Origin of the sequence: Pseudomonas sp. MYb2 (assembly GCF_002979955.1) — a bacterium.
Classification (GTDB): Bacteria; Pseudomonadota; Gammaproteobacteria; order Pseudomonadales; family Pseudomonadaceae; genus Aquipseudomonas.
The window spans coordinates 171,631-197,394 of record NZ_PCQC01000011.1 but is presented as its reverse complement, the minus strand read 5'-3'; the positions used below and the strand labels follow the sequence as shown (position 1 = coordinate 197,394).

Annotated in this window: 28 protein-coding genes and 2 pseudogenes; 22 read left to right on the top strand and 8 right to left on the bottom strand. The window is 54.7% G+C overall.

The window, feature by feature from the left end; genetic code table 11:
- From tssI to CQ009_RS19325, 13 genes and pseudogenes are all read left to right on the top strand, one after another.
- Nucleotides 1-1,065 (top strand): type VI secretion system tip protein TssI/VgrG (gene tssI / locus CQ009_RS19370; RefSeq protein WP_146117557.1); only part of this gene is annotated, 1,065 nt, incomplete at its 5' end.
- Nucleotides 1,062-1,886 (top strand): DUF4123 domain-containing protein, encoded by an 825-nt coding sequence (locus tag CQ009_RS19365; protein WP_105708222.1) that lies wholly within the window; start codon nucleotides 1,062-1,064, stop codon nucleotides 1,884-1,886. The genes tssI and CQ009_RS19365, both read left to right, overlap by 4 nt.
- Before the next feature lie 51 nt (nucleotides 1,887-1,937).
- Entirely contained in the window at nucleotides 1,938-2,795 is an 858-nt protein-coding gene (locus CQ009_RS29860; RefSeq protein WP_146117555.1) for a hypothetical protein, read from the top strand.
- Between the two features lie 11 nt (nucleotides 2,796-2,806).
- A complete protein-coding gene (locus CQ009_RS19360; RefSeq protein ID WP_105708220.1) occupies nucleotides 2,807-5,035 on the top strand; it encodes a lipase family protein in 2,229 nt (742 codons plus the stop codon).
- A 231-nt stretch (nucleotides 5,036-5,266) separates the two neighbouring features.
- A complete protein-coding gene (locus CQ009_RS19355) occupies nucleotides 5,267-5,884 on the top strand; it encodes a DUF2931 family protein (RefSeq protein WP_371920178.1) in 618 nt (205 codons plus the stop codon).
- Nucleotides 5,885-5,999: 115 nt separating this feature from the next.
- On the top strand, nucleotides 6,000-6,386 hold the full coding sequence (locus CQ009_RS29980; protein ID WP_158260949.1) for a hypothetical protein: 387 nt from the start codon (nucleotides 6,000-6,002) through the stop codon (nucleotides 6,384-6,386).
- 96 nt (nucleotides 6,387-6,482) lie between these two features.
- Nucleotides 6,483-6,878, top strand: coding sequence for a hypothetical protein (locus CQ009_RS29975; protein ID WP_158260948.1), 396 nt, complete (start codon nucleotides 6,483-6,485; stop codon nucleotides 6,876-6,878).
- Nucleotides 6,871-7,521: a DUF2931 family protein gene (locus CQ009_RS19345; protein ID WP_105708218.1), complete on the top strand. Its 651-nt coding sequence runs from the start codon at nucleotides 6,871-6,873 to the stop codon at nucleotides 7,519-7,521. Before CQ009_RS29975 ends, CQ009_RS19345 begins: the two co-directional genes overlap by 8 nt.
- Before the next feature lie 61 nt (nucleotides 7,522-7,582).
- Nucleotides 7,583-7,684: pseudogene (locus tag CQ009_RS30490) on the top strand (hypothetical protein); the annotation flags it as partial.
- 300 nt (nucleotides 7,685-7,984) lie between these two features.
- The gene (locus tag CQ009_RS19335; protein ID WP_105708216.1) at nucleotides 7,985-8,635 is read left to right on the top strand and encodes a DUF2931 family protein; all 651 of its coding nucleotides are present in this window, start codon (nucleotides 7,985-7,987) and stop codon (nucleotides 8,633-8,635) included.
- Nucleotides 8,636-8,750: 115 nt separating this feature from the next.
- Nucleotides 8,751-8,918: a hypothetical protein gene (locus tag CQ009_RS29970; protein WP_158260947.1), complete on the top strand. Its 168-nt coding sequence runs from the start codon at nucleotides 8,751-8,753 to the stop codon at nucleotides 8,916-8,918.
- Nucleotides 8,919-9,148: 230 nt separating this feature from the next.
- Nucleotides 9,149-9,487 carry a DUF3304 domain-containing protein gene (locus CQ009_RS19330; protein ID WP_241091077.1) on the top strand — a complete coding sequence of 113 codons (339 nt, stop codon included), beginning with the start codon at nucleotides 9,149-9,151 and terminating at the stop codon, nucleotides 9,485-9,487.
- Between the two features lie 25 nt (nucleotides 9,488-9,512).
- Nucleotides 9,513-9,932: a DUF3304 domain-containing protein gene (locus CQ009_RS19325; RefSeq protein ID WP_224790859.1), complete on the top strand. Its 420-nt coding sequence runs from the start codon at nucleotides 9,513-9,515 to the stop codon at nucleotides 9,930-9,932.
- A 52-nt stretch (nucleotides 9,933-9,984) separates the two neighbouring features.
- Here CQ009_RS19325 and CQ009_RS19320 read toward each other — a convergent pair whose 3' ends face one another.
- On the bottom strand, nucleotides 9,985-10,281 hold the full coding sequence (locus CQ009_RS19320; RefSeq protein WP_064391155.1) for a hypothetical protein: 297 nt from the start codon (nucleotides 10,279-10,281) through the stop codon (nucleotides 9,985-9,987).
- 496 nt (nucleotides 10,282-10,777) lie between these two features.
- Between CQ009_RS19320 and CQ009_RS19310 the strand changes: the two genes are divergently transcribed.
- Nucleotides 10,778-11,047 carry a DUF2790 domain-containing protein gene (locus CQ009_RS19310; protein ID WP_105708212.1) on the top strand — a complete coding sequence of 90 codons (270 nt, stop codon included), beginning with the start codon at nucleotides 10,778-10,780 and terminating at the stop codon, nucleotides 11,045-11,047.
- 89 nt (nucleotides 11,048-11,136) lie between these two features.
- Nucleotides 11,137-11,535, top strand: coding sequence for a hypothetical protein (locus tag CQ009_RS19305; RefSeq protein ID WP_026000451.1), 399 nt, complete (start codon nucleotides 11,137-11,139; stop codon nucleotides 11,533-11,535).
- Here the strand turns inward: CQ009_RS19305 and CQ009_RS19300 are convergent.
- On the bottom strand, nucleotides 11,532-11,801 hold the full coding sequence (locus CQ009_RS19300; RefSeq protein ID WP_007912157.1) for a DUF1652 domain-containing protein: 270 nt from the start codon (nucleotides 11,799-11,801) through the stop codon (nucleotides 11,532-11,534). The two genes, CQ009_RS19305 and CQ009_RS19300, sit on opposite strands and share 4 nt — an antisense overlap.
- Before the next feature lie 368 nt (nucleotides 11,802-12,169).
- On the opposite strand from CQ009_RS19300, the gene eco reads away from it, so the two are divergent.
- Complete coding sequence (gene eco / locus CQ009_RS19295) at nucleotides 12,170-12,655, top strand: serine protease inhibitor ecotin (protein ID WP_064391153.1); 486 nt, start codon at nucleotides 12,170-12,172, stop codon at nucleotides 12,653-12,655.
- A 21-nt stretch (nucleotides 12,656-12,676) separates the two neighbouring features.
- Complete coding sequence (locus tag CQ009_RS19290) at nucleotides 12,677-12,982, top strand: NIPSNAP family protein (RefSeq protein ID WP_064362707.1); 306 nt, start codon at nucleotides 12,677-12,679, stop codon at nucleotides 12,980-12,982.
- Nucleotides 12,983-13,011: 29 nt separating this feature from the next.
- On the opposite strand, the pseudogene ilvA reads toward CQ009_RS19290, so the two are convergent.
- Nucleotides 13,012-14,007, bottom strand: a pseudogene (gene ilvA / locus CQ009_RS19285) (threonine ammonia-lyase, biosynthetic); the annotation flags it as partial.
- Nucleotides 14,008-14,311: 304 nt separating this feature from the next.
- Here ilvA and CQ009_RS19280 point away from each other — a divergent pair.
- On the top strand, nucleotides 14,312-14,647 hold the full coding sequence (locus tag CQ009_RS19280) for a DUF2834 domain-containing protein (protein ID WP_064391151.1): 336 nt from the start codon (nucleotides 14,312-14,314) through the stop codon (nucleotides 14,645-14,647).
- Between the two features lie 119 nt (nucleotides 14,648-14,766).
- On the opposite strand, the gene CQ009_RS19275 is transcribed toward CQ009_RS19280, so the two are convergent.
- Together CQ009_RS19275 and CQ009_RS19270 are read right to left on the bottom strand one after the other, a co-directional pair.
- Nucleotides 14,767-15,690 (bottom strand): magnesium transporter CorA family protein, encoded by a 924-nt coding sequence (locus CQ009_RS19275; RefSeq protein WP_105708208.1) that lies wholly within the window; start codon nucleotides 15,688-15,690, stop codon nucleotides 14,767-14,769.
- A gap of 7 nt (nucleotides 15,691-15,697) precedes the next feature.
- Nucleotides 15,698-17,272, bottom strand: coding sequence for a RimK family protein (locus CQ009_RS19270; RefSeq protein WP_105708206.1), 1,575 nt, complete (start codon nucleotides 17,270-17,272; stop codon nucleotides 15,698-15,700).
- Between the two features lie 92 nt (nucleotides 17,273-17,364).
- On the opposite strand from CQ009_RS19270, the gene rimI reads away from it, so the two are divergent.
- Nucleotides 17,365-18,465 (top strand): ribosomal protein S18-alanine N-acetyltransferase, encoded by a 1,101-nt coding sequence (gene rimI / locus CQ009_RS19265; protein ID WP_105708204.1) that lies wholly within the window; start codon nucleotides 17,365-17,367, stop codon nucleotides 18,463-18,465.
- Between the two features lie 122 nt (nucleotides 18,466-18,587).
- Here the strand turns inward: rimI and CQ009_RS19260 are convergent, their stop codons facing one another.
- Nucleotides 18,588-19,742, bottom strand: a complete 1,155-nt coding sequence (locus CQ009_RS19260) for a PQQ-dependent sugar dehydrogenase (protein ID WP_105708203.1) — start codon at nucleotides 19,740-19,742, stop codon at nucleotides 18,588-18,590.
- A 50-nt stretch (nucleotides 19,743-19,792) separates the two neighbouring features.
- Nucleotides 19,793-20,128, bottom strand: a complete 336-nt coding sequence (locus CQ009_RS19255; protein ID WP_105708201.1) for a hypothetical protein — start codon at nucleotides 20,126-20,128, stop codon at nucleotides 19,793-19,795.
- Between the two features lie 189 nt (nucleotides 20,129-20,317).
- Between CQ009_RS19255 and CQ009_RS19250 the strand changes: the two genes are divergently transcribed.
- Entirely contained in the window at nucleotides 20,318-21,172 is an 855-nt protein-coding gene (locus tag CQ009_RS19250; protein ID WP_064391145.1) for a Ku protein, read from the top strand.
- Between the two features lie 167 nt (nucleotides 21,173-21,339).
- Here CQ009_RS19250 and lpxO read toward each other — a convergent pair whose 3' ends face one another.
- The gene (gene lpxO, locus CQ009_RS19245; RefSeq protein ID WP_064391173.1) at nucleotides 21,340-22,239 is read right to left on the bottom strand and encodes a lipid A hydroxylase LpxO; all 900 of its coding nucleotides are present in this window, start codon (nucleotides 22,237-22,239) and stop codon (nucleotides 21,340-21,342) included.
- A 379-nt stretch (nucleotides 22,240-22,618) separates the two neighbouring features.
- On the opposite strand from lpxO, the gene CQ009_RS19240 reads away from it, so the two are divergent.
- The gene (locus CQ009_RS19240; RefSeq protein ID WP_105708199.1) at nucleotides 22,619-24,205 is read left to right on the top strand and encodes an ABC-F family ATPase; all 1,587 of its coding nucleotides are present in this window, start codon (nucleotides 22,619-22,621) and stop codon (nucleotides 24,203-24,205) included.
- A 281-nt stretch (nucleotides 24,206-24,486) separates the two neighbouring features.
- Nucleotides 24,487-25,674 carry an MFS transporter gene (locus CQ009_RS19235; protein WP_064391143.1) on the top strand — a complete coding sequence of 396 codons (1,188 nt, stop codon included), beginning with the start codon at nucleotides 24,487-24,489 and terminating at the stop codon, nucleotides 25,672-25,674.
- Nucleotides 25,675-25,764: the final 90 nt, after the last annotated feature.

The window sequence follows — 25,764 nt, the reverse complement described above, 5'->3', positions numbered from 1 at the left end:
CACAAAAGCGATTTCCACCAGGGCTACCGCAACAGCTTCCTCGCCACCCCGTGGGACGCGCACTACCGCCCTGCCCTCGAACACCCGAAACCGAAAGTGCTCGGCAGCCAGACCGCTGTGGTCACCGGCCCCGCAGGCGATGAAATCCACTGCGACCAATACGGCCGCATCAAAGTGCAATTCCACTGGGACCGCGAAGGTCAGTCCAACGACAAAACCACCTGCTGGATGCGCGTCGCCAGCGGCTGGGCCGGCGCGGCGTACGGCGGCATCGCCATCCCGCGCATCGGCATGGAAGTGCTCGTCACCTTCCTCGAAGGCGATCCCGATCAGCCACTCGTAACCGGCTGCCTGTACCACAAGGAAAACGTCGTCCCCTACGACCTGCCGGCAAACAAAACCCGCAGCACCTTCAAAACCCTCAGCTCACCGGGCGGCAAGGGCTACAACGAATTCCGGATTGAAGACAAGAAAGGCGTCGAGCAGATCTACATCCACGCCCAGCGCGATTGGGATGAGAACATCGAGCACGACCAGAAGATTCGGGTGGGCAACGAACGGCATGACACCGTTGAAGCCAATACGCTGAGCGAGTTCAAGGTTGAAGAGCACCGGATTACGCATCTGGATCGAATTAGCGAGATGCGTGCGGATGATCACCTGACGGTGGGTGTGACGCAGCATCTGAAGGTCGGTACTGCGCAGTTTGTTGAGGCGGGGACCGAGATTCACTATCACGCTGGCGAGAAGGTTGTGGTTGAAGGCGCGATGGAGCTCACGGCCAAGGCTGGTGGGAGTTTTGTGAAGGTGGATGCCGGCGGAGTGACCATCAGTGGTGCCGAGGTGAAGACCAACTCCGGCGGCTCACCGGGTGCGGGTACGGGGATCGCTATTCTCGAACCCGTCATTCCATGGGCTGCCGCGAAAGACAAGGCCGGCGCCCTTCTCGTCCCTGCCGTAGTCCAAATGGCCATGGCCAAGGCGGCTCGCGCGGCGGGTAACACGCGATGCCCGATCTGCGAGGCATGCCGCGAAGGTAAATGTGATCTGGGAGCCACCGCATGAGCGATGCACTTAACAACTGGCTGGGTGAGCAGTCCCGACTCAATCGCGTACTTATTCTGGTAATCGACAGTCTCGCCGAGCCCAATCCGGTCACGCCGCTATACAGCACCGGCGCTATGCAACGCTCTGTGCAACTCTACCGCCGGACCGAGTTCGCTCAGTTCGCTGCCATCAGCCCATGGCTGGCCGAACTACATAACCCAGGCAATGAAGAGTTTCGCAAACTGCTTGATGACCCACAGCGCAACTGGGGCTGGATCGGCAGCATGGAAAAACCTGACCTCGACATCCTGACGCAGCATTGGATCGCACGCATGGTCATCGACGAAGACGGTGATCGCTCTCTGTTTCGTTTCCAGGATAACCGCGTCCTCGCCCGTTGCCTCGTCAATATGAAGGAAAGCGAATGGCCGCTACTTCTTGGGCCCATCCGCAGTGTGCTGTATTGGGATGAGGATCAATGGCAAAGCGCGGATAACAGCATGCCCGGTTTGTACCCAGTCCCAAATCCAGAGCCTTGGTTGCGCAATCCCGAATCAGGCGAACAGGCTCGAAGCATCCTGCGCGAAAACCTGAAAAGGTGGTTGATGACCTACCACGTCGATGCTGCCGCCGCTCTGGCCGAAACACGGGTTGTCAGTGAGTGGCTGGAGGATCAGATGGACTTGCTGGACGCCTGGAGTTGGCAATTACCAGAACATCGCGAGTTGATGTTGAGCCGGCGGCTGTCAGAGCAGTGTATGCAAGATATAGCTTGGGAACCTTTGCCTACAGAAACACCTCAGGAGCATTTCGCTAGATGCCAACGAGTATTCAATTGAAATTAGCAATCCATTTTAGTTATGTTTAAAACGTTTTTTCGGGAAGCAATAATGAGTAAATCAATTTTTTCATTCAATGTGAAATCTCTGCTGCTCTTGACACTTCCTTTAATCGGCGCCTGCACCTCTGCCGGCGAAATTGCTAAAAGCAGTATCGCAGACATTTCCAGCCACTACGGGAGCGATTCTTTTACTCTGGTGGCAACGTCCCCAGCCAACTTTAGCCTGACAGCCAAGTCACAATACTCACCGCTAGCTGGTCAGGATTGCCAAACCTATTCAGCGGGTTTGGGAGGCAACGTAACTCGGCGGCATCAAAAAACAGATCAAATTGATGTAAAAGACACAGAGCAAACCGCCAGCTTCAATATTCCGCTCAGCTATAGCATAGCCGGATGCAAGATGGAATTGACTCGAGTAAGTATGGCTATTGACGGCCGCTACGGTGCTTCTTCACTGGATATCGGCGGAGATATCGGAGGAATCTCTGTAACAGGAAACACTACGGGAGATCCAGCGCCGCCTTTAACTGATAACTTTGAATTCAGAGGCCTGTGCACTTGGATGTTTCAACTCAGCGTTGCAAGAATCGAAAAGAACGGAATTTCCAAGATATTATCCTGTAGCGGGGCGGATGCAAACTGGCACGTGTCATCCGTCAATTTTGAACGAAGCAAACCGGGCGGCACACTTCAACGATCAAGTCTTAACGGCAAAAACATAAAATTCACCTTCCGCCTGTCAAAGGACGAAGTACCCAGCATGAATAATCGCTGGATTAAAACTACCAAAGGCTGGAAGCCTTGTCAGGGCAGCGCAACATCAAATAGGTGCCAAAGTCCTCCTACTTTCAAAAAATTCAAAATGAACGACCGCGAGTGTACGGTATATCCGGCTTGCACCGAATAAGGACATTCCCGATGACGGACCCATTCCTGTGTGACAAAAGCGTCTGCCCCGCCCGTGGCAGTTGGATAAGCTTCAGATTGGTTGATGAGTTTGGTGACGGCAAGCCATACGGGGGTTTAAGGTATGAATTGACCGACGCTGAGGGGCAAAAATACGATGGTAACCTGGACAGTGACGGATACGCTAAGGTCACCAACAATTACCAAGGCCCAGTAACTTTAACCTTGGCAAAATCATATTCTGGGGGAGACACCTGGTATGAAAGCCTCGTCGACCGACAAGACTATGCAATCCCTCTGACGGACTTTCAGGTCGCGGCTGAAAAAACCTTACATCGCCCCATCGGTAGCACCGCTAAAAGCGGCGCTTATAGAGCCTCCTCGGAAAAGGCCGAATATTACAACGTAGAAGTCCGCCAACTTGTAGAGCACAAACGCCATTTGCCCGCACCCGCAAAATTATCCAAACCTGTTCCTTATGGCTGGACGAAATTAGCCTGTGATTTTGGCAAGGGAAAAGTTCCAGATTATGGAACGGCGCTTCTACCAGATAAACATTACGTGCTAGAAGTACGTGCATTAAGGGCTTTCAGACCATTAATTTCTTTGGCACCGACTTTTAGCGCAGTGAATCTTTACAATCTCTCGTTATTTGCAACGCTAAGTTATGGCGATTTTGGGCAAACCCCTGAAAATCCGAATGCACCTGAAAATTCAGAAGACTCAAAACCAAGAAAGCCTGGAGAAGAAATATCATTCCCTACGGTCGGAACAGTTGGGCATGTACTGCAAACCTGCTTGGCTTGCCATCAGGAACCAATGCGTTACGCCGATGCTAAAACTGTGAACTATCCAGTTGTTGAAGACGTCCCCTACTCAAAACGACTGGAAATCATTCCTTACGATCCAAAACTCTATGTAAATTCCAGCGAACAGGAAACTCCGTCCGAAATTCATTTTTTCAATGATGCGCGCGGGTATTCATTGGACTCAAAAAAGACTGACACTCAAGCCTACGCTACCCATGACGACCGTATGATTTTGATAGCAATACGGGGAACAGCGGAAAAGTGGGATGCTTTGCGCGATGGAGATGCAGAACAAGTCCCGGTTAAAGATGGAATCGGTAAGGCTCACAAAGGATTTCATGAAGCCTACGTCGTATTACAACCTTTTATAACCAAATATCTCGAAAGATTTCTTACAAACGGCCAGCGCGTTGTGGTTTGTGGCCACAGCCTCGGGGGGGCGATCGCGCTCTTGCTAGCTGAATGGATACGTCAAAACTATGATGAACAAGTGATTCTTTACACCTTTGGGTCGCCTAGAGCAGGTGACGCAGATTTTGTCGAAAAAGCTAAAACTCTCGTTCATCATCGCATCGTAAACAACAATGATCCGGTACCCAGCGTGCCCGCGGCGTGGATGGATACAAAGCAAGCAGTCTGGGTTACCGGAGTCGCTGCCACTGTCACAGGAGGGGTCGCCCCGATTGTGGGGGGCATTGTTTTCGGTGCAGGATTGAATCGGTTTGGCGGGAAGCCCTATCGCCATCATGGCATGCAGCGTTATTTCACCCCACTGAGGCTTCCAGGCAATCAGATTTCAGCAGTCCTCTGGACCCCCGGTTGCGAAGGATATGAAGAGTCTGCAATGACGCAGCTTTGTTATGCGAACATTGAAAACAATGACACTCCGGAACGTAGCAATTTTGGCGTCCAAGTAATGAACGGCGCCGATCATACGATGCTAGGCGGGTACATTCCTGCCTGTTGGGCAACATTGCGTCGCTGGCAAGACACACAGGCAAGTGGTGGAAAAATTGTTACTCCGCGAGAGGCGCTCAACTTGCGCACTCAAATGGAGTTCTACCGAACCGAATTAAAAAAGTGGCAGGCAGCCCAGCAAGCTGAGTTTCCGGGTGGATCAATTGAAAGTAGACCTCAGGATCGCGCGACAGCCATTCAACGAAGATCCACGATGTCTGATCTCCAGTCCCGCCAGAAGGAAATCGCCTTAGCTGTGAGCCACAATGAAAAAGAACTCGAAAACATCAAGACCACTTTGAACAACATTGATTTGTTGGAAAAAACAACCCTGGAGCTTTCCGACGTTTACGGAGACCGAGCAGAGTTGCCGGATCTGAAAGCTCAAATTGAGCGGTGGAGCGATCATAAGGAAAACCAAGCCGTTATTCGAGTCGCCCAAATTCCGCAGGGGTCAATGACAGTTACGGCTTGAACCTTGTCGAATCAATAAAAAAATTGGCGGCCGAGGGCAGATTTATCAACCCTCGGCTTCATTAGAGACAAAAGACTTATCAAACGTTCTCTTCGCAGGGCTGCCGGCAACCTGAAAAGATAAGGTTCGTCCGGCATTAGCTGATAAAGCAAGTGATTTTCGGGGAGATCCGCATGAAGGTGTTATTTGCTAACGGCAATAAGTAGATTTACACGCTGCATTACTGCAGCCGTGCTAATTAGCAGTTGTACCTCTTCCAATAGCGGTTCTTTACCCTATGAAGCTTGGTATCTCGGATTCTTGGCGCCAAACTATATGGAGGTCTGGATCGAAACGGCGGATGTAATCGATTCAAAGGGGCAAGTCTATCGGAGGGCTATGAGTGGTGTCTCCGCAATCCAAACACCAGCTAACAATTCCGGCCATCCAAGAGGTTGGCCAAAAAAAACCGGGCGAGGTAAGGGAAAATACGTAACTGGTGCAGACCTTCCCAAAAAACTTCACGTTCGTTGGCAGTCCTTAGTTGAGCCACAGACTTACCAAGTCGCTATTGATGTGCCTGAATCGGCCCGTGAATTGATGCGCAAAGAGGAAACTGTTTACTGTGCCTTCGACGGCAAAGAGATCTCAGAATATCGAGATGCACTTGCAATAGGACTTGCCCCGGGTGGAATAGTTAAAGTTTGGGTACTTGGTTCTTGTCTACCTCCTGTAGAGGTTGCGAGAGTTCAAGCCGAAATCGCCCCACGTGGACCTTATGAGGGAAAATCCGATGGTCAGTACGATTCACTTTCAGATGTTTCCAAGGCATATGTAGATAAATTTGGAGTGCCGTATGGCTCTTGGTGAGTAAAAAAGGGACAAGCTAGAGTTTCTTCCTTTTCATCAGATTCCGCGCCTTGAAGGCGGTAGCTTTATCTTGCAACATCCGCCCCCTGCTTATTCAACGGACGAAATTCAAGGCATGCTGTACGCCAACGCAGCCCACATTACCCTCACGCTCGAAGGCGCCAACGCCGACCTGCAAGCACTCAGCTTCACCCGTCGCGAAGCCAGTACGGCCGCATCAAAGTACAATTCCACTGGAACCGCTAAGGGCTCGTGGAATCCAGGTATCAATATTGCCTTAGGACCAGATATTGCCAAAAAAATTGTGCACCTTGTCGCTAAAAACGAGCGTAGGTATAACTTTTCGTTAAATAGCGCAGGGGCCGCAGACATAATTCTGCCCGGCGTTCACTCTGATTTAGGTGGGGGGTATCTACCAAAAGCTACTGAAAAAGTGCTGATTAGTAAGCCACGTCGAAGCGACGTCGAGCGGAGATCAATGGCGACCGAAGCTAATAGTTAGAAACTCGCACAGCAGGATCTTCGCCGCATCCAAGATCAGATGGCTCAGTACGATTTGTCTCTCGAACTTTGGACGTGGAAGGTAAATTTTAACAGCATGGACAGAGATGATCGAACCCCGAAAAAGCATGTCTATGCGGCAGTAAGCAGCCAACGCGAAGTGCGTAGTGAACTGTCATTGGTCTATCTGCGGATTATGCGTGAGCTGGCTGTCGAGAATGACGTCCCGTTCGGGGAAATTTCTGCTAACGATCCGAGACTTGCTCTACCAACGGAACTAGATGAGATTTCTGAAAAATTAATGGCATACGCATTGGGCAAGAGCAAAACAATTGGCCTGACCCTGCAACAAGAACAACTGCTGTTTCAGCATTATGTTCATCTATCTGACAACTGGAATGCTGCGAAGGGACTAAACAACAGTGATCTTGGCATACTGTTCATTAATCGCCCTAATGACAACCTGCTTCGGACGGTTCATACAAATGAGTAGTTTTACTCGCTTCCTGCTTGCCGCCATGTTGTTGGTGGGATCAACCTTTGCAAACGCAGGTTCGTTGCCATATGACGCTTGGCGCTTAGGTTTTTCAGCTCCTGACTACATGGAAGTTTGGGTTGAAACTGCAGATGTCATCGATATGCAGGGGCAGGTATATCGACGGGCAATGAGCGGAGTTTCCGCTATTCAGACTCCTAAAAATAATGCGGGCGACCCAAAGGGCTGGCCAAAAAGATCGGGCTGGGGAAAAGGCAAGTACGTTACCGGTGCAGATTTACCAAAAAAGATTTTTGTACGTTGGCAATCATTGGCGGAGCCGCAGACTTACCAAGTCGGAATCGATATACCTGAATCAACCCGAGAAATTATGCGTACAGCTGAAAAAACTTATTGCGAAGCTACAGGTAAGTGGACGACGGGTTACAGAAAAGCAATTACAATCGGTCTCGCGCCGGGTGGCATCGCAAAAGTTTGGGTGCTTGGCCCATGTCTGACACCAATCGAGGTCACGCAAGTGAAGGCCGAGGTTGACCCACGTGGGCCATACGAAGGTAAATCGGGTGGTCGATACGATTCGCTTTCAGAGAATTCCAAAGAATACGTCGAGACGTTCGGCGTGCCGTATGGCTCTTGGTGATGTAAGAGTGCCGGCTTGATCTATGAATTAACGATGCTGAGGGCTAACAGTACGATGGAACAAAGTCCTCGGCAACCAGACCGCGATCGTCACCGGGCCTGCGTGTGAGGAAATTCACTGCGACCAATACGGCCGGATCAAAGTACAATTCCATTGGGATCGCTAAGGTCAGTCCAACGACAAAACCACCTGCTGGCTGCGCGTCGCCAGCGGCGTACGTCGGTATCGCCAAACTTGCAAAGCAAGATCTGAAGCGTTTCCAGGACCAGCTTGCCCAATACTCTATTTCGCTAGAAATAAGACCATGGGAAGTGCCATCTCAAGGCGCCGAGAATGACAGCAGAAAAAAAATGAAACGCGCTTATGCCGCAGTCAGTAGCCAGCGTGAAGTTAGGAGCGATTTATCCTTGATCTACTTCCGCATCATGCGCGAACTGGCCGTTGAAAATGACGTCCCATCCAAATGAATAAATTTATACACATCATTTTTACGGCCCTGCTGATTAGCAGTTGCGCCTCTGTCAATAGCGAACCGTTGCCTTATAAATCATGGCATCTGGGTTTTTCCACCCCCGATTACATGGAAGTCTGGATAGAGACAGCGGATGTAATCGATGTTCAAGGCCAGGTTTTCAGACGGGCAATGAGCGGAGTGGCCTCATTACAAACGCCCCCCAACAATTCCGGCGACCCACACGGCTGGCCGAAGAGAATCGGTATTGGAAGCGGCAAATATGTGACAGGCGCACACTTGCCGAAAAAAATCTTCGTACGGTGGCAGTCGCTAGTAGAGCCCCAGACCTACATAATGGAAATTGATATATCTGAATCAACTAGAGAGCTGATGCGCAAAGAAGAAAAAGCATTTTGCGCAGCTGACGGAAAGTGGATCACTGGTTATCGTCAATCAATTGCCGTGCGGCTAGTACCCGGTGGTATCGCTAAAATCTGGGTTGGTGGGCCTTGTATGACGCCAATCGAGATCGCAAGAATCAAGGCTGAAGTTGACCCCCGAGGTCCGTACGAAGGCCAATCCGACGGTCAGTACGATTCACTTTCAGATGTTTCCAAGGCATATATAGATAAATTTGGAGTGCCGTATGGCTCTTGGTGAGTAAAAAAGGGACAAGCTAGAGTTTCTTCCTTTTCATCAGATTACGCGCCTTGAAGGCGGTAGCTTTATCCTGCAACATCCGCCCCCTGCTTATTCAACGGACGAAATTCAAGGCATGCTGGACGCCAACGCAACACACATTACCCTCACGTTCGAAGGCGCCAACGCCGACCTGCAAGCCCTCAGTTTCACCGGTCGCGAAGCCAGTACGACCGCATCAAAGTGCACTGCATCCAAGTTAAAAAAACCTCTTGATTCTAATCCAGGAAAAATTGAAGTGTGACTCATCACTTCGCGATCGGTGAAGTTCTCTCCAGGCATAAAGCCGGAATGTAACCTCTTACCTTGGAATTTTAGTCTTTGATAGATATTGCTGCGGACGCACGTCGAAAACGAACATGGCGAAGAAGGCGAATAGCCCTGGCTGTACTGGCTTTGCTGCTTAGCTACGCCACCCCTAAAATCCTCGCACTGTTCCGCACGCCAGGTGCAATGGTGACTTCGGAAAACCATATGGAACGACCGATTTTCAGTTTCTGGGTCAATGGATTTTGGGGTGGGAACCTTTTTGCCAACGGCGGCGGTGGAATAATGTGCTGCTCCAAATTTGAGGGAGACACAGTCAAAGTCACCTGGATATTGGACATGACCAAACAGCAGCAAATACAGGGCGCGGTAGAAGAGCGCCATGAAGTTCAGCTTTCGCTTCCCCAGCGTGGCCCACACGATCAGTACCTGCATGTGCGCTTTGATCCGGGTAATAAAGTACGGCTCGGATGGAGTCCTGACTTGTTTAGCCCATTTGAACCCCGACCAACCAAAGCTGTTTCGGAAAGCAGTGAGGCGCAGTAAGAATATGCGATTCAGTCAGACGCCCATGTCCAGTCGCTCGAAGATATTGATCTGTGCGACAGTGCTGGTGGCCGCTTTTGTGACATCTCTAATTCATGACCGTGTTCGTACGCCCGGTGCTGCCCTTACATCCCATAACTACACCGATCGTCCCATCGGCAGCTATTGGGTAAATGATCACTGGGGCGGTAACGGAGGCGTGACCTGCTGTTGGAGTATCGATGGCAACACCGTTAAAGTTGCGTGGATTCTGAGCATGTCTAAAGCTCAAGAGGATCAGGGGATGAAGATCGAAAGACACGAAGTGCAAGTGCACTTGCCTTCACGAAACCGTGGCGATGACACTTTGCATGTCTATTTTCTGCCAAACAATCGTATCGAGTTGGTGTGGGCATCGACGGTGCTGGATCCGGGTCATCACTCAACGGAATCCTTACCACGCTGAAACACGGGTCGTTTCTCACTCCGTCCCGTGGCTGCGTCCTTTCAATTTCTCATCAAACCGACGCCTTCCAACTCAACATCTGCTGCTGCGCAACCTGCAGCAAATCATTGCCATCCTGCGTCAGCAGGTAAAGCGCATGGGTGATGTGTGGGATGTCCTGCACGTCGGCGTGTTTGAAGCATAGGCAATGCAGCGTTTCGAGCAGGTCAGCGGCGGCGCGGATGCGCTGGACGGCGGCTTCGAGGATGTCTTTCGGGTTGGCTTGGGTGTCGATGAGCAGCGTCGGGGTTTCGGTGACGTTGCTGCTGAGGGGGAGATAGCGGTTTTGTAGCAGTTTAATTATCGGCATTCTGATTACTCAACTGTATTAGAAGGTAACCGCCATAGCCGTGACCAAACGGTGGGAGGCGGCCGTGTACAGGCTTGGTCAACCGAGAACAGTTCAAAACTCAGCTCGCCCGAAGGCGTCCTGCACACAGCCGCCATAGCAATGCACTCCACGGATCGTGAAATCCGAGCGATGCAAATGATGGCACATATGCAATGAACTTTTCTCAGGTGACCAAACCCGAACCACTGATTTTGCAGCGGCAACCGACAATAACCGCCCCGCTCCAGCCGCCGAAAGCAGACAAGGCACCAGCCTTTGTAGGAATTCGCCAAACATCCCGAAGAAAACCACCCCACTCCCTGACAGCCGGCGTTCAGCTTGGTTAACCATCCCTTAACGCCGTGGTCAAAAACTCTACTGAACCGCACGCCCTCAGCCATTCCGGCTGTCGCCCAGTGCGGCAGGTTCGGGTGAGTCACGCCGAACTCTAGAACCGCCACACGGGAGTCCTTTCATGAACATTCGTCCTTTATTGCTCACCGCCGCCCTCGCCTGCACTGCGTTCGCCGGGCTGGCCCAGGCCAATGACACCTCTGCCACATCCAAAGCCGTACCGTATGAGTACGGCATGCCGCTGCAGGTGGCCAAGGTGGTGTCGTTGACCGAGCCACCAACGCAACTGTGCAAAGTGGTCACGGCCGATATGAAGTACATCGACAATGCCGGTAAGCCTGAGGAAATCAGCTATCGGAAATTGTCTGACGCGTGCAACTTCCAGAACTGACAGAAACGTCTGATTTGCGGGTTTGCGGTAGGCGTGGGGAGTTTCGGCGGTTATGCTCGGAGCCCTCCTCACTGCCGCAAGGATTCGCCATGCAGTTGTCGTTTCGCACGTTGTCGGGCTTCACGTGTTCGTTGTGTTTCTTGCTGGCGTTGGCTTGGGGCGTTTTCCCGGAGAGGCTGCTGGCGATCTGGAGCATCGAGTATTCCGACGCTGCCGGGTTTGTCGCGCGGCGCAGTGCGGTGCTGTTTGCGGCGTTGGGGGTGATGTTTTATCTGGTGCGCAATGCACCGCCGTCGCTGGGGCGCAATGCGCTGAGCAACGGGTTTATCGTCGGTTGTTTTGGTTTGGCGGTGCTGGGTTTCGCGGAATGGCTAAACGGTCATGCCGGCCCCGGGATTTTGCTCGCGGTGCTGGTCGAGTTCGCGCTGGGCCTTGGTTTTGTGCAGGCCCGGCGCGTGACGGTCGAACTGGGTGAAACGGTGCGTTAAACGACTCTGGAGCGTGGGCTGTAGTGATGTTGCACAGTTTGCTGATTCAGATCCGAGCGCAGCCCGGCGATCAGTTCGTTGATTTCACGACAGCCATTGAGATGGCTGGCGTCGATGCCACTGACCAGCAGATCGACCTGATCGGTCTGATGATCGCCGAAAACCTTGACGGTCATCGACAAGTCCGGCGACAGCGTGCACTGGCAGCGTTTCGGCAGAAAACTGCTTTCAATGATATTGCGTAGTTCCAAGGCAGACAGAAACATGGCGAAACCCTCTCCTTACTGTGAGATGCCAATCAAGTATTCACGCTGACCGTTGCTGCCCCTGCACGGGTGTGTCCCCGCTGTTTCCCTGGGTGCTACAAGCGGTGGTACTGCGAAATGCCCATTGGAGTGTAGGCGCCCAAGGCCGGTGCGCCGCACTGAAAAGACGCATAAAGCGTGCCTTTCATCGGTTCATTTTCACCCTCATGAAATCAAGCACTTGGCGGCGGGGCCAGTATTTGGCTACTTGCAAATTGCAAGAATGGCCTCGGCGGGTACTGCAATTTGCAACTCGACGCTGGTTTGCAATCACGGCCCATGACGGTAAGAATGCTGGTTATCCACCCTACACCCGCACGGAGGCTTCCATGGGTTCTTTCCGCGTTTACGCGACCACCGGGCTGTTCATCGCCAGCCTGTCCACCCTCGCCCACGCCGCCAAACTTGAAGACGTCGCGCCGTACCCGAAGGCAGAAGCCGGGTTCACCCGCCAGGTCATTCACTTGCCCAAGCAAGAACAGGAAGACAACTTCCAGGTGGAAATTCTCGCCGGCAAAACGTTGGAAGTGGACTGCAACCGCCAGCGTTTGGGCGGCGTTCTCGATGAGAAGAATCTTGAGGGTTGGGGCTATCCGTTCTATCGACTGGAAAAAGTCATCGGCCCGATGAGCACGATGATGGCCTGCCCGCCCGGCAGTCAGAAGAAACGCGCGTTCGTGCCGGTCGTCGGTGACGGTTTCATGCTGCGTTACAACAGCAAGTTGCCGGTCGTGGTGTATGCGCCGTCGGATGTCGAAGTGCGATATCGCATCTGGTCGGCGTCGGACAAAGTCGGTACAGCCCTGCAGGAATAACCCGAGCAAGGAGTGCGTCGTTTGATTACCTGCCACGTCCGATATGTCATTGATCCCTACCAATTACCTGAATTCGAGGCCTACGCCAAGGCCTGGCTCGGCATCGTCGAGCGCTTGGGCGGCACGCATCACGGCTATTTTCTGCCGTCCGAGGGCGCGAGCAACATCGCTTATTGCCTGTTCAGTTTTCCGTCACTGGCGGATTACGAGAGCTATCGGCACATCGCGATGACCGATCCGGAAAGCACCGCACTGGTGGCCAGCCTGGTCGAGAAGAAGTTCATCGTCAGCTATGAGCGCAGCTTCCTGCGCCCGTTGCTGCCGTAAACCTCTCACGCCGAGACGCTGCAGACCGCGGCGCGCTCGGCGACATGGCGCAGGCTGTCGAAGTTGATATTGGCCCCCGAGTCGATCGCCACGAATGTCTGCTCGCGCACCCCGGTTCGCGCTACGTATTGCTTGATCCCTGCAACGGCCAGGGCGCCGGAAGGTTCGGTGATCGAGCGAGTATCGTCGTAGATATTCTTGATCGCCGCGCAGAGGTCGTCGTTGCTGACGGTGATCACTTCGTCGACGCAGAAGCGGCAAACCTCAAACCCGAACGCGCCAATCTGCGCTACCGCCACGCCATCGGCGAAAGTGCCGACATTGGGCAGCACGACGCGCTGATCGGCTTCGAGCGCGGCCTTCAGGCACGCTGAGTGTTCGGATTCGACGCCGATGATCCGCACTTCCGGCCTCAGGTATTTGATGTACGCCGCGATGCCGGCGATCAAGCCGCCACCGCCTACCGGGATGAAGATCGCGTCCAGCGCGCTCTGGTGCTGACGGAGGATTTCCATGGCCACCGTGCCCTGTCCGGCGATGACATCCGGGTCATCGAACGGTGACACGAAGGTGCGTCCGGTTTGTTCCGCCAGTTGCAGCGCATGGGCCAGCGCGAACGGGAAACTCTCGCCGTGGAGTAACGCTTCAGCGCCGCGACTGCGCACACCCAGCACTTTCAGTTCCGGCGTTGTCGCTGGCATGACGATGGTCGCCGCAATCCCGAGTTCGCGCGCTGCCAACGCCACGCCTTGCGCGTGATTGCCGGCCGAGGCGGTGATCACTCCGCGCGCCTTCTGTTCTTCACTGAGTTGCACCAGTTTGTTGTAGGCACCGCGTATCTTGAAGGAAAACGTCGGTTGCAGGTCTTCACGCTTGAGCAGAATCCGGTTGCCCAACGCCTCCGACAGCGCCGGCGCCGCTTGCAAAGGCGTGCGCACCGCGAGGTCGTACACCGGCGCAGCAAGGATCTTTTTCACGTAGTGCTCAAGCAGGGTTTGCTGATCGTATGTGTAACTCATGAACATCTCCTTGGCAGAATTTCACACGGTCCCTGTAGGAGCTGCCCGAGCCTTCGGCAGCTCCTACATGAGCCACATTTCAAAAACCCTGGAGACAGAAAGTAAAAACCCGCCTCTAGGGCGGGTTGGGTGCTGCAGTCGTGAGCTAGCCCGCCAAATGAGGAATGGCGGTAATAATGCTTGGCTGGCAACGCAATACGGTAAAAGTCATGGGCAGAAATTAGCTTGAGCGTTGCTGGCAAGTCAATGGTCAATTTTGCCTGACGTCTGTAGGCTGGCGATTCCGCTCATCAGCTCAAGGAACGAATGCATGATGTCTGTCGCCCTGCCCCTCACCGCTTTGCTCGCGTTTACCGGCTACACCGTTTCGGTGATGCTTCAGGCTGAACAATCGTTGATCGACTTCGGCATCAGCCTGATGTCGCGCCCGGATACCGCGCAAGTGGTGATTGATTTGTACCTGCTGGCGACGTTGGCCGGGGTATGGATGGTCAAGGATGCACGGTCTCGCGGGCAGACGATTTGGTCGGTGCTGCCTTATTTGTTGCTGACGGCGGTTTTTGTCTCGATTGGGCCGTTGTTGTATCTGGTGGTGCGCGCGATACGGGAGCGACGTAAAGGGCTGGATGTGGTGCAAGCGCGCTGATTAGGAGCATTTGGCGCTACGGATATTGCTATCGCGAGCAGGCTCACTCCTACAGGTGATTGCATTCCAAATGTAGGAGTGAGCCTGCTCGCGATAGGGCATTCTGAGTCAGCACATAATCATCTGGCCAGCCGCCGCAGGCCGAACAACATCCCGCCCGCCCCCAGCAGCATCACCGTCAGAAACAGCGGATACGACACCCACCAAGGCGTCCCGGCCGTCATCATGCTGAATTCCGACATGCCGCCGATACTCGCAATCAGGTTCAACGGCAAAAACACCACGTTGATCAACGTCAGCTTGCGCAACAGGTTGTTCATGCTGTTGTTCATCAGATTGCCGCGCGCATCAATCAGCCCGGAAAACACCGTCGAATAGATTTCGGCCTGCTTGTAGCACTGGTTGTTCTCGATGATCAGGTCGTCAATCAGGCCGATCGCTTCGCTGCTGAAGTGCTGTTTCTCGGCATGATTGCGCAACCGCGTCAGTACTGCGCCATTGCTGTGCAGGGCGTTGATGTAATAGATCAGGCTTTCGCTGAGGTTGAACATCTGCACCAGATGCTGGTTTTGCATTGAGGCATTGAATTTTTGCTGCAACTCGCGAGCGACCAGTTTGATCACCTTCAAGTGGCCAAGGTAGTGATGAATGTTGTTGAACAGCACATCCAGCAACACATCCAGTGGCGCGTTTAACCGCTGACGGGTGCCGAGGCCGTGCAGTGGCGTGTCATCGGTGGCAATCACCAGCAACTGGCCCGGCGAGAACAGCAGGCCGCAGGACGAAACCTCAAAGGCGAGGCTGCCTCCCCCGGAATATTTTTCCGGACGTTTCCAGATCAGGAACAGATGATCCGGGTGAAACTCGATGCGCGACACTTCGTCCGGGTCCAGCGCCGAGGCCAGTGCGTGCTCATCGACCTTGAACTGACTGTGAAGCAGATCGCGCTCCGCCGCGTCGGGATTGCTGAACAGCATCACTTCGGCGTTCAGTCGCTCAACCCGCTGCAACGCGCCGTGGCTCAGTGCAAAACTGTTGATCATCGGTAGATCACCAGGCCTGGCCGCGACGTTTCAGCTCCAGCCGGCGCACGAACTCTTCCAGCACCAGGCAATACAAATCGTCCTGCAGGTAAGCATCTTCGATGCCGGCGTCGAGGTTTGGATTGTCGTTGACCTCGATCACCACGACTTTATCGCCAGCCTGTTTCAGGTCGACGCCGTAGAGTCCATCGCCGATCAGATTGGCAGTCTTTACCGCCAGTTCGACCACTGCGCGTGGCGCTTCATGGATCGCCAAGGTGCGACATTCACCGTTGATGTCCTGTCCCTTGGCTTTGTGGTTGTAGATCTGCCAGTGGCCCTTGGACATGAAGTACTGGCAGGCAAAGATCGGCTTGCGGTTGAGTACGCCAATACGCCAGTCGTACTCGGTGTAGAAAAACTCCTGAGCCAGCAACAGCACCGAGTGCTCGAACAGTTCGGCGGTGGCTTCAAGCAGCGCCTGCTGGCTCTCGACCTTGATCACTCCACGCGAAAAACAGCCGTCAGGAATCTTCAGAACCAGCGGAAAGCCCAGACGTTCGCCGACACGCTCAAAGTCCTCGGGTCGCTCCTTGTAGAGAATTTCGGTGGCGGGCATGCCCAACTGATGGCTGTTGAGCAGATCGGTCAGATAGACCTTGTTGGTACAGCGCAGGATCGACGCCGGATCGTCCATCACCACCAGCCCCTCGCTTTCAGCCTTTTTTGCAAAACGGTAGGTATGGTTGTCGACACTGGTGGTTTCACGGATCAGCAAACCGTCGTACTCGGCCAGACGCGCATAATCCTTGCGTTCGATCAGTTCGACATCGATACCCATGCCCTTGCCGACCCGCACGAAGTTTTCCAGTGCTTTGCGGTTGGAAGGAGGTAAGGCCTCTTGTGGATCATGCAGGATCGCCAAGTCATAACGGGCGACATGTCGCGAGCGTGGCACGCGCCAGACTTTACGACTGAAGCTGTCCAGCGCATTGGCGAATTGATCCTCCTGATCATCACGCAACTTGTGCAAGACACCCGACTTTATACCCTCTATGTGCCAACCGTTGTGCCGGCGAAATTCAACTAACAGAATCGGACAGGGAAACACTTCAAACAACTGACGAGCCAAATCCTGCAATGGTTCGATATGGGTACGGCCAAAATAAAGTGTCAGGGTAAAGCCTTCGGTATCGCTATACAGATGATGACTCAGCGCTTTTTCGAGCGTTTTATCCAGATCATCCAAAGCCAGTCCGTAGAGTGATTTTTTAGTCAGCTCACTGATCGTACGTACCGATGGAATGACCTTGTGGCCACGGGCCTCAGCCAAGAGCGAGCAGTAGTAGCCATGACCCAGATACTTGTAGCTGCGGCACAGATTGATCACCTGAACGCGCTTGCCCGCCTCGCCTTCACGCGTTTGTTCAAGGTACTCCTGCGCCGTAATGATGTCTTCGCTGGGGAAGTACGAAGCCCAGTCTTCCTTGCGTTCGACAATGATCAGCAATTGGCTGGGAGTTCTAACAACTGAATTTAAAAAAGTTGCCGACGGCAAACTTTGCTCTGATACTTCGCGCCAATGACCCTGTACCGCTGACATAGAGATTGATCCGTTGGAGAACAAGACCATTTCTATTAAGCACGAAGTTTTTCGAAAGTCCCGTTTCGTTACGCAACTTTTACGGTGGTCATATGAGTGCGATTTTTCGTTTGGCGGTAGTTGAAGATTTGCCGGCGTTGCTGGCATTGGAAATGCAATGCTTCACTACCGATCGGCTCACCAGTCGCAGCTTCCAGTGGATGATCACCCGGGCTAACGGGCAGTTGCTGGTGGCAGAATCCAGCGGCCAGTTGCTGGGTTACGCACTGGTGTTGTTTCATCGCGGCACATCACTGGCGCGGTTGTACTCGATTGCCATTGCCGCCGAGTCGCGCGGCAGCGGATTGGGCAAACAACTGTTGCAACGGATCGAGGCCGTTGCCCTTGAGCATGATTGCGCCTACCTGAGGCTGGAAGTACGCACTGACAACCCGGCCGCGATTGCCCTGTACGAGCGCAACGGCTACCGGCGCTTTGCGGTGATTCACGATTACTACGAGGACCATGCCGATGCACTGCGCCTGGAAAAACGCATCCTCGAGCATCGCGACTCGCGCAGCATCAAAGCGCCCTACTACCCGCAAACCACCGAATTCACCTGCGGCCCGGCCGGCCTGCTGATGGCCATGGGCGCATTGCAGGCTCAACGTTTACTCGAACGTCGTGAGGAGCTGCAGATCTGGCGGGAAGCGACCACGGTGTTCATGACTTCCGGCCATGGCGGATGCAGTCCGCAAGGGTTGGCGCTGGCGGCTTGGCGACGGGGGTTTCGAGTACGCCTGCAGGTGAGTCTGACCGGGGCGTTGTTTCTTGATGGTGTACGCGATGCGCATAAAAAAGACGTCATGCGCTTGGTGCACGAGGAGTTCATGGCGCAATTGGCGGAGTGCGACGTCGAGCAAGTGATCGGTGTTGCTCTGGACCTCCCGCAGTTACTCGCCGCTGGGGGACAGCCGCTGGTGTTGATCAGCAGCTATCGGTTGACTCGTTCCAAGTCCCCGCACTGGGTGATGGTCACCGACTGTGATGAGGACTTTGTTTATCTGCATGATCCGGATGTCGATCACAGCCAGCATCGCCAGCCGATGGACTGCCAGCACGTGCCTGTCAGTCATGAAGAGTTCGAAAAAATGTGCCGATTTGGCCGAGGCAAGTTGCGTGCGGCAGTCGTCCTGTTCTCCCGCGAAACATAAGCCCCATCCGTATCTGTAGGAGCTGCCGAGTGCAACGAGGCTGCGATCTTTTGATCTTGTTTTTTAAAATCAAAAGATCGCAGCCTCGTTGCACTCGACAGCTCCTACAGGGGGGATGGCGGTCAAAGGCTGGGTTTGAGGCCCAATTTGTACAGGGCGCCGTTCGACTCATCCGTGAGCACGTACAGGTAGCCGTCCGGCCCTTGTCGTACGTCGCGGATGCGCTGTTTGAGTTCGCCGAGCAAGCGCTCCTCGTGCACAACCTTGTCGCCCTCGAGTTGCAAGCGGATCAGCTCCTGCGTCACCAGCGCGCCGATAAACGCATTGTGTTGCCAAGGCTTGAAGCGGTCGCCGTCATAGAAGGCCATACCGCTGACGCCCGGCGACTTTTCCCAGACATGATGTGGCGCAATTGTGCCTTCGGCGGTCTTGCCTTGTGCCTCGGGGATAGGCTGCATGGAATAGTTGATGCCATGGGTCGCTAGCGGCCAGCCGTAGTTCTTGCCCCGCTCGATGATGTTTACCTCGTCGCCACCGCGCGGGCCGTGTTCATTTTCCCAAAGCGTGCCGGTCCATGGATTGAGCGCTGCGCCTTGCGGGTTGCGTTGGCCGTAAGACCATATCTCCGGACGAACGCCGGACTGACCGACAAAGGGGTTATCGTCCGGTACCCTGCCGTCGGGGTAGATACGCACGACTTTGCCTTGCAGCTTGTCGAGATCCTGTGCGGTGGGCCGGTCGTTGTTTTCGCCGAGCGTGATGAACAGGTATCCGTCACGATCGAACACCAAGCGCGAACCAAAGTGATTGCCCACCGAAAGTTTCGGTTCCTGGCGGAAGATCACCTTGAAATCCTTGAGCGACTTCAGGTCATCCGACAGTCGCCCGCGCCCCACCGCCGTTCCGGCTTTGTCGCCGGCACCGCCACCTTCGGCGTAAGACAGATACACCAGCCGATCCTGTTTGAAGTCCGGCGACAGCACCACATCGAGCAAACCACCCTGGCCCTTGGCCCAGACTTGCGGTACTCCGCTGATCGGTGCTGACAGCTTGCCATCGACACCCACCACCCGCAGGTTGCCCGGGCGCTCAGTCACCAGCATGCCTTGGCGATCCGGCAGAAACGCCAAGGCCCATGGATGTTCAAGACCTTGGGTAATCGTGGTGACTTCAAGAGTGCCCTGTTCGCTTTGCAATTCTTTGGGCGCTGCGGCAAACGCTGGAGCACTGATCAGTGCGCCGACGCAAAGGCTGGCTAGAAGGGTTTTACGCAACATGCACGATTCCTTTTGTTCGTCTCAAGGCTGACAGGCTTCAGTCCTGTCGTTTAACGGGTAGTACCGGTGCTTCGTGAAGGTGGATTGGGGATGAAGGTCGGCGGTGTACTCGGCACCGAGCGGATTGGCTGACCATTGCCGATACCACGGTTTTCGAGGGTCGGCGGGCGCGGCGCCGGCACGGTATTGGGGCCACGGATCGGCGGTGCACTGGGTTGAGTGCCCTGCATGCTGTTGGGGTTGGCCCGGCGGATCGGACTGTTGTAGGGATTGTTGCTGTTGCCGGTCGGACTTTGTGCCAGCAGCAGCGTGGTGGATGGCACGTCCGCATGAGCCCAGCCCGCACCGAGGCTGAGGAAAGCGATGACAAACAGAAATCGGTTCATGGGGCGGCCTCTCGATGCTCCAGGGATAGTGCCTTCGAGTCCACGCTACGCCCAGGGTTCGGATTTGTTAAGTCACAGCCTTTAAACAACATGTAACACGGCTTGACCAAGTCAGCGGCGGCCGCCGCAATCACTGGAAACTTTCGCCCAGCGCAACAGGTCACCTGATCATCACTCGGAGAACTCACCATGGCTCGGGCAATCTGGAAAGGCGCGATCAGTTTCGGACTGGTACACATCCCCGTCGCGCTGGTCTCGGCGACCTCGTCGCAAGGCGTCGATTTCGACTGGCTTGACAGCCGCAGCATGGATCCGGTGGGCTATAAACGCGTAAACAAAGTGACCGGCAAGGAAGTCACCAAAGAGCACATTGTCAAAGGCGTGGCCTACGAAAAGGGTCGCTATGTGGTGCTTAGCGAAGAAGAAATCCGTTCAGCGCACCCGGTCTCAACGCAAACCATTGATATCTTTTCCTTTGTCGATGCCGAGCAAATCCCCCTGCAAAACATCGACACACCTTATTACTTGGCACCCGACAAGCGCGGCGGCAAGGTGTATGCGCTGCTGCGTGAGACGCTGAGCAAAACCAACAAGGTTGCCCTCGCCCGTGTGGTTTTACATACCCGCCAGTATCTGGCGGCGTTGATGCCGCTGGAATCGGCGCTGGTGCTGGTAAAGCTGCGTTGGCCACAGGAGGTGCGCAGCCTCGATGAACTGGCGCTGGGCAGTGAGGTGACCAAGCCACAACTGGCAAAAGGTGAGCTGGACATGGCCAAGCGACTCGTGCAGGACATGAGCGCAGACTGGAAACCCGAGGATTACAAGGACGAGTTTGAAGACAAGATCATGGCCCTCGTCGAGAAAAAGGCCCATGAAGGCAAGATCGAAGATGTCGAGACGGTGGGTGGCGAGGAAGAGCGCAAGTCTGCGGATGTGATTGATTTGACGGAACTGCTTAAACGCAGTCTGGGCGGGAAAGCGGCGGCGAAGCCGAAAGCCAAGGCTGCGCCGGCGAAGAAAACGAAGAAAGCGTCAGGCAACTGACAGGTTGTTTTTGCGAGAGTCGTAGCACTCCGACGCGACGCAGGTCCAATGTAGGAGCTGCCGCACGCTGTGATCTTTTGCCTTTGATCTCACTTCAGCAGGGTAAAAAGATCACAGCCTCGTTGCACTCGACAGCTGCTACAGCGACCTGTGAGTCAAAGGATTCGTCAGATCAGGATGAAGATCGCCAGCAAACCACCGAAGATCGCCCATTTTTCCATGTAATACAGCTTGCGATTACGCTTTTTCAATTCTTTGCCGCGCAAGCGAATCTTGTAGATTCTGGCAAACAAACGGTTGATCCCACCGGTTTTATCACCGGCATCGTTTGGCGCACCCGCCGCCGACATCACGGTGCGACTGAACCAACTGTTGAACGCCGCCGCCCAGCGGTATTTCATCGGACGTTCGATGTCACAGAACAGGATGATCCGGTTCTGGTCGGTGGTGTTTTCTGCGTAATGAATAAAAGTCTCGTCGAACATCACCGCTTCGCCGTCGCGCCAGTGATAGTTCTCACCGTCGACGTTGATGTAGCAACCGGCGTCGTTTGGCGTTTCCAGGCCCAGGTGATAACGGTAGGAGCCTGCATACGGATCACGATGGCGTACCAGTTTCGAGCCGGGTGGCAGCTCGGCAAACATCGCTGCCTTGATCGAACCGATGCTCTGCACCAGTTCAGTGGTGCGCGGGCACAGTTTCATTGCCGATGGATGGCTTTCGCCATACCACTTCAGATAAAAACGCTTCCAGCCGGATTTGAAGAACGAGTTGAAGCCGACGTCATCGTATTGGTTAGAACGCTTGATCTCCCCAGCGCGCAGCAAATTCTGACCTTCTTCGCGAATCTCCTGCCAATGTGCCTGCAAGGGGCTTAGATCAGGAAACTCCGACGGATCGAGAAAAGGTTTGTTGGGCTTTTTCGAGAACAGGTACAGGAAGCAATTGATCGGCGCCAGAAACGTCGAGTGATCGCTGAGCTGGCGACCCAGCTTGTGGCGCACACGGCCACGAAGATGAACGTATGCAATCGAAATGACATAAATAGCAGCAATGATGAGTTTCACGGAAATCGTCACACGTCAGAAGTGAACAAACTGCGCGCCTGACGGCCTGAGGCCCAGCGTCTGATGCAGTGGTCTGAATACAAATGGCACATCCATGAGCCCGCGCCGTGATGGGGCGCTGGGTGAATGGATGGCATTTTAGCCACACTTTGTAACCGATAGTGAACCTTCATCTGTGAAAATCTGTCTCGCGAGCATGCCAATCGGCGATCTTGACGTGATCGCCCTATCGTTTAAAGAGCCAGACCAGTACAATCGCCGCCAAACTTTACGCGCCCCCCTTGGTTGATGACGGGTCTTTCCCGCTTCAGCGCACTTTGACTCGGGCCAAGCGCTCCAGCCGCACCCTCGCTACTCGAATGCTTCGCAGGAAAAACTCTTGATTTCTACAGCTAACATCACGATGCAGTTCGGCGCCAAGCCGCTCTTCGAAAACGTTTCGGTCAAATTCGGCGCGGGCAACCGCTACGGCCTGATCGGCGCCAACGGTTGCGGCAAGTCGACCTTCATGAAAATCCTCGGCGGTGACCTTGATCCGACCGGCGGCCAAGTCATGCTCGAGCCGAACGTGCGTCTGGGTAAACTGCGCCAGGACCAGTTCGCCTACGAAGAATTCACCGTGATCGATACCGTGATCATGGGTCACGAAGAGCTGTGGAAGGTCAAGGCCGAGCGCGACCGCATCTACTCGCTGCCGGAAATGAGCGAAGAAGACGGCATGGCCGTGGCCGAGCTGGAAACCGAATTTGCCGAAATGGACGGTTACACCGCCGAATCCCGTGCCGGTGAGCTGTTGCTGGGTCTGGGTATCGGCATCGAACAACACTTCGGCCCGATGAGCGAAGTGTCACCTGGCTGGAAACTGCGCGTTTTGCTGGCGCAGGCACTGTTTTCCGACCCGGAAGTGCTGTTGCTCGACGAACCGACCAACCACCTGGATATCAATACCATTCGCTGGCTGGAGAACATCCTGACCCAGCGTAGCAGTCTGATGATCATCATCTCTCACGACCGTCACTTCCTGAACAGCGTGTGCACGCACATGGCTGACCTGGATTACGGCGAGCTGCGCCTGTTCCCGGGCAACTACGACGAGTACATGACCGTGGCGACCCAGTCCCGCGAGCAACTGCTGTCGGACAACGCCAAGAAGAAAGCACAGATTTCCGAGCTGCAATCGTTCGTCAGCCGCTTCTCGGCCAACGCCTCGAAAGCCAAGCAGGCCACTTCCCGCGCCAAGGCGATCGACAAGATCCAGCTGGCCGAGGTCAAGCCTTCGAGCCGTGTCAGCCCGTTCATCCGTTTCGATCAGAACAAGAAGCTGCACCGTCAGGCTGTCATGGTCGAGAAGATGGCCAAAGGTTTCGACGGCAAGCCGCTGTTCAAGGACTTCAGCTTCCAGGTTGAAGCTGGCGAGCGCGTAGCGATCATCGGTCCGAACGGTATCGGTAAAACCACCCTGCTGCGCACTCTGGTCAACGAACTGACCCCGGACGCCGGCAGCATCAAGTGGACCGATGCCGCCGAGTTGGGCTACTACGCCCAGGATCACGCTCACGACTTCGAAGACGACGTCACTCTGTTCGACTGGATGGGTCAATGGACTCAGGGCGAGCAGATGATTCGCGGCACTTTGGGCCGCATGCTGTTCTCCAACGACGAGATCCTCAAGTCGGTCAAAGTGATTTCCGGTGGTGAGCAAGGTCGCATGCTGTTCGGCAAGCTGATCCTGCAAAAGCCGAACGTGCTGATCATGGACGAACCGACCAACCACTTGGACATGGAATCGATCGAGGCGCTGAACCTGGCGCTGGAAAACTACCCGGGCACGCTGATCTTCGTCAGCCACGACCGTGAGTTCGTATCGTCCCTGGCCACGCGCATCATCGAGCTGACCCCGGATGGCGTGACTGACTTCAGCGGCACCTACGATGACTACCTGCGTAGTCAGGGTGTTGTGTTCTAAACAGCAGCTTCTAGTGTTGCGCTGTTAGCTCCAAGCTAAAGCCCTGTCCATGTGACGGGGCTTTTTGCATTCAGGGTGCTGATCGTTCCCACGCTCTGCGTGGGAATGCATCCCGTGACGCTCCGCGTCACACGAGCGGGACGCGGAGCGTCCGTGGCGGCGTTACCACGCAGAGCGTGGGAACGATCGGCGGGATGGAAAGTAGTTAGCCTGCTTTCTTTTATCGCAAGCCCACGCCATGATGCTCGAACTCTCCCACCGCCGCCCGCGAACGAGTTCTCATGTCTGCGCAGCAACAGCCACCGCAAAGCTCCATGGCGATCACCCTGCAGATCGTCTCCATCGTTTTCTATACCTTTATTGCGTTTCTCTGCATCGGTTTGCCGATCGCAGTGTTGCCCGGTTATGTGCACGAGCAATTGGGTTTCAGCGCGGTCATTGCCGGGCTGGTGATCGGCTCGCAATACCTGGCCACCCTGCTCAGCCGGCCAATGGCCGGGCGCATGTCGGATACGGTCGGCACTAAGCGGGCGATCATTTATGGCTTGTGGGGGATTGTCCTCAGCGGCTTGCTGACCTTGGTCTCTACGCTGCTGCAAGACTTTCCGCTGACCAGCCTGATCATTTTGATTATCGGGCGCTTGCTGCTCGGCATCGCGCAAGGGCTGATTGGCGTCGGCACGATCAGTTGGTGCATGGGCCAGGTCGGCGTCGAGCACACCGCAAAATCCATTGGCTGGAACGGCATCGCTTCCTATGGCGCGATTGCCATTGGGGCGCCGCTGGGTGTGGTAATGGTCGCCGATTACGGTTTCACCAGCCTCGGCATCGCGCTGGCGGTCCTCGCGGCCGGCGCACTGCTGCTGATCCGCAATAAACCGTCGGTGCCGGTGATCCGTGGCGAACGGCTGCCATTCTGGGCGGTGTTCGGACGGATTGCCCCGTATGGCGCCAGCCTGACCCTCGCCTCAATCGGCTACGGCACGCTGACCACCTTCATCACGCTTTATTACCTCAACCGTGGCTGGACCGGTGCGGCGTACTGCCTGACGGTGTTTGGCGTGTGCTTCATCCTGTCACGGCTGATGTTTATCTCGGCGATCAGTCGCTTCGGTGGCTTCAAGTCAGCCATTGCATGTATGACTATAGAAACCGTGGGGCTGGTGCTGTTGTGGCTGGCGCCGTCCACCGCTTTTGCCTTGATCGGCGCGGGGCTGGCCGGGTTTGGCTTGTCGCTGGTGTATCCAGCTTTGGGTGTAGAAGCGATCAAGCAAGTGCCCAGCTCCAGCCGTGGTTCCGGGCTGGGCGCTTACGCGGTGTTCTTCGATCTGGCGCTGGCGATTGCCGGACCATTGATGGGCGCGGTGGCGTTGAATCTTGGGTATGCGTGGATTTTCTTCTGTGCAGCGTTGTTGTCGGTGATTGGGTTGGGGCTGACCCTGCTGCTGATGCGTCGCGCGAAGGATTGAAAAACACGATCAAAAGATCGCAGCCTTCGGCAGCTCCTACATGGGAATGGCGTACATCCTGCAGGAGCTGCCGAAGTCTGCGATCTTTTG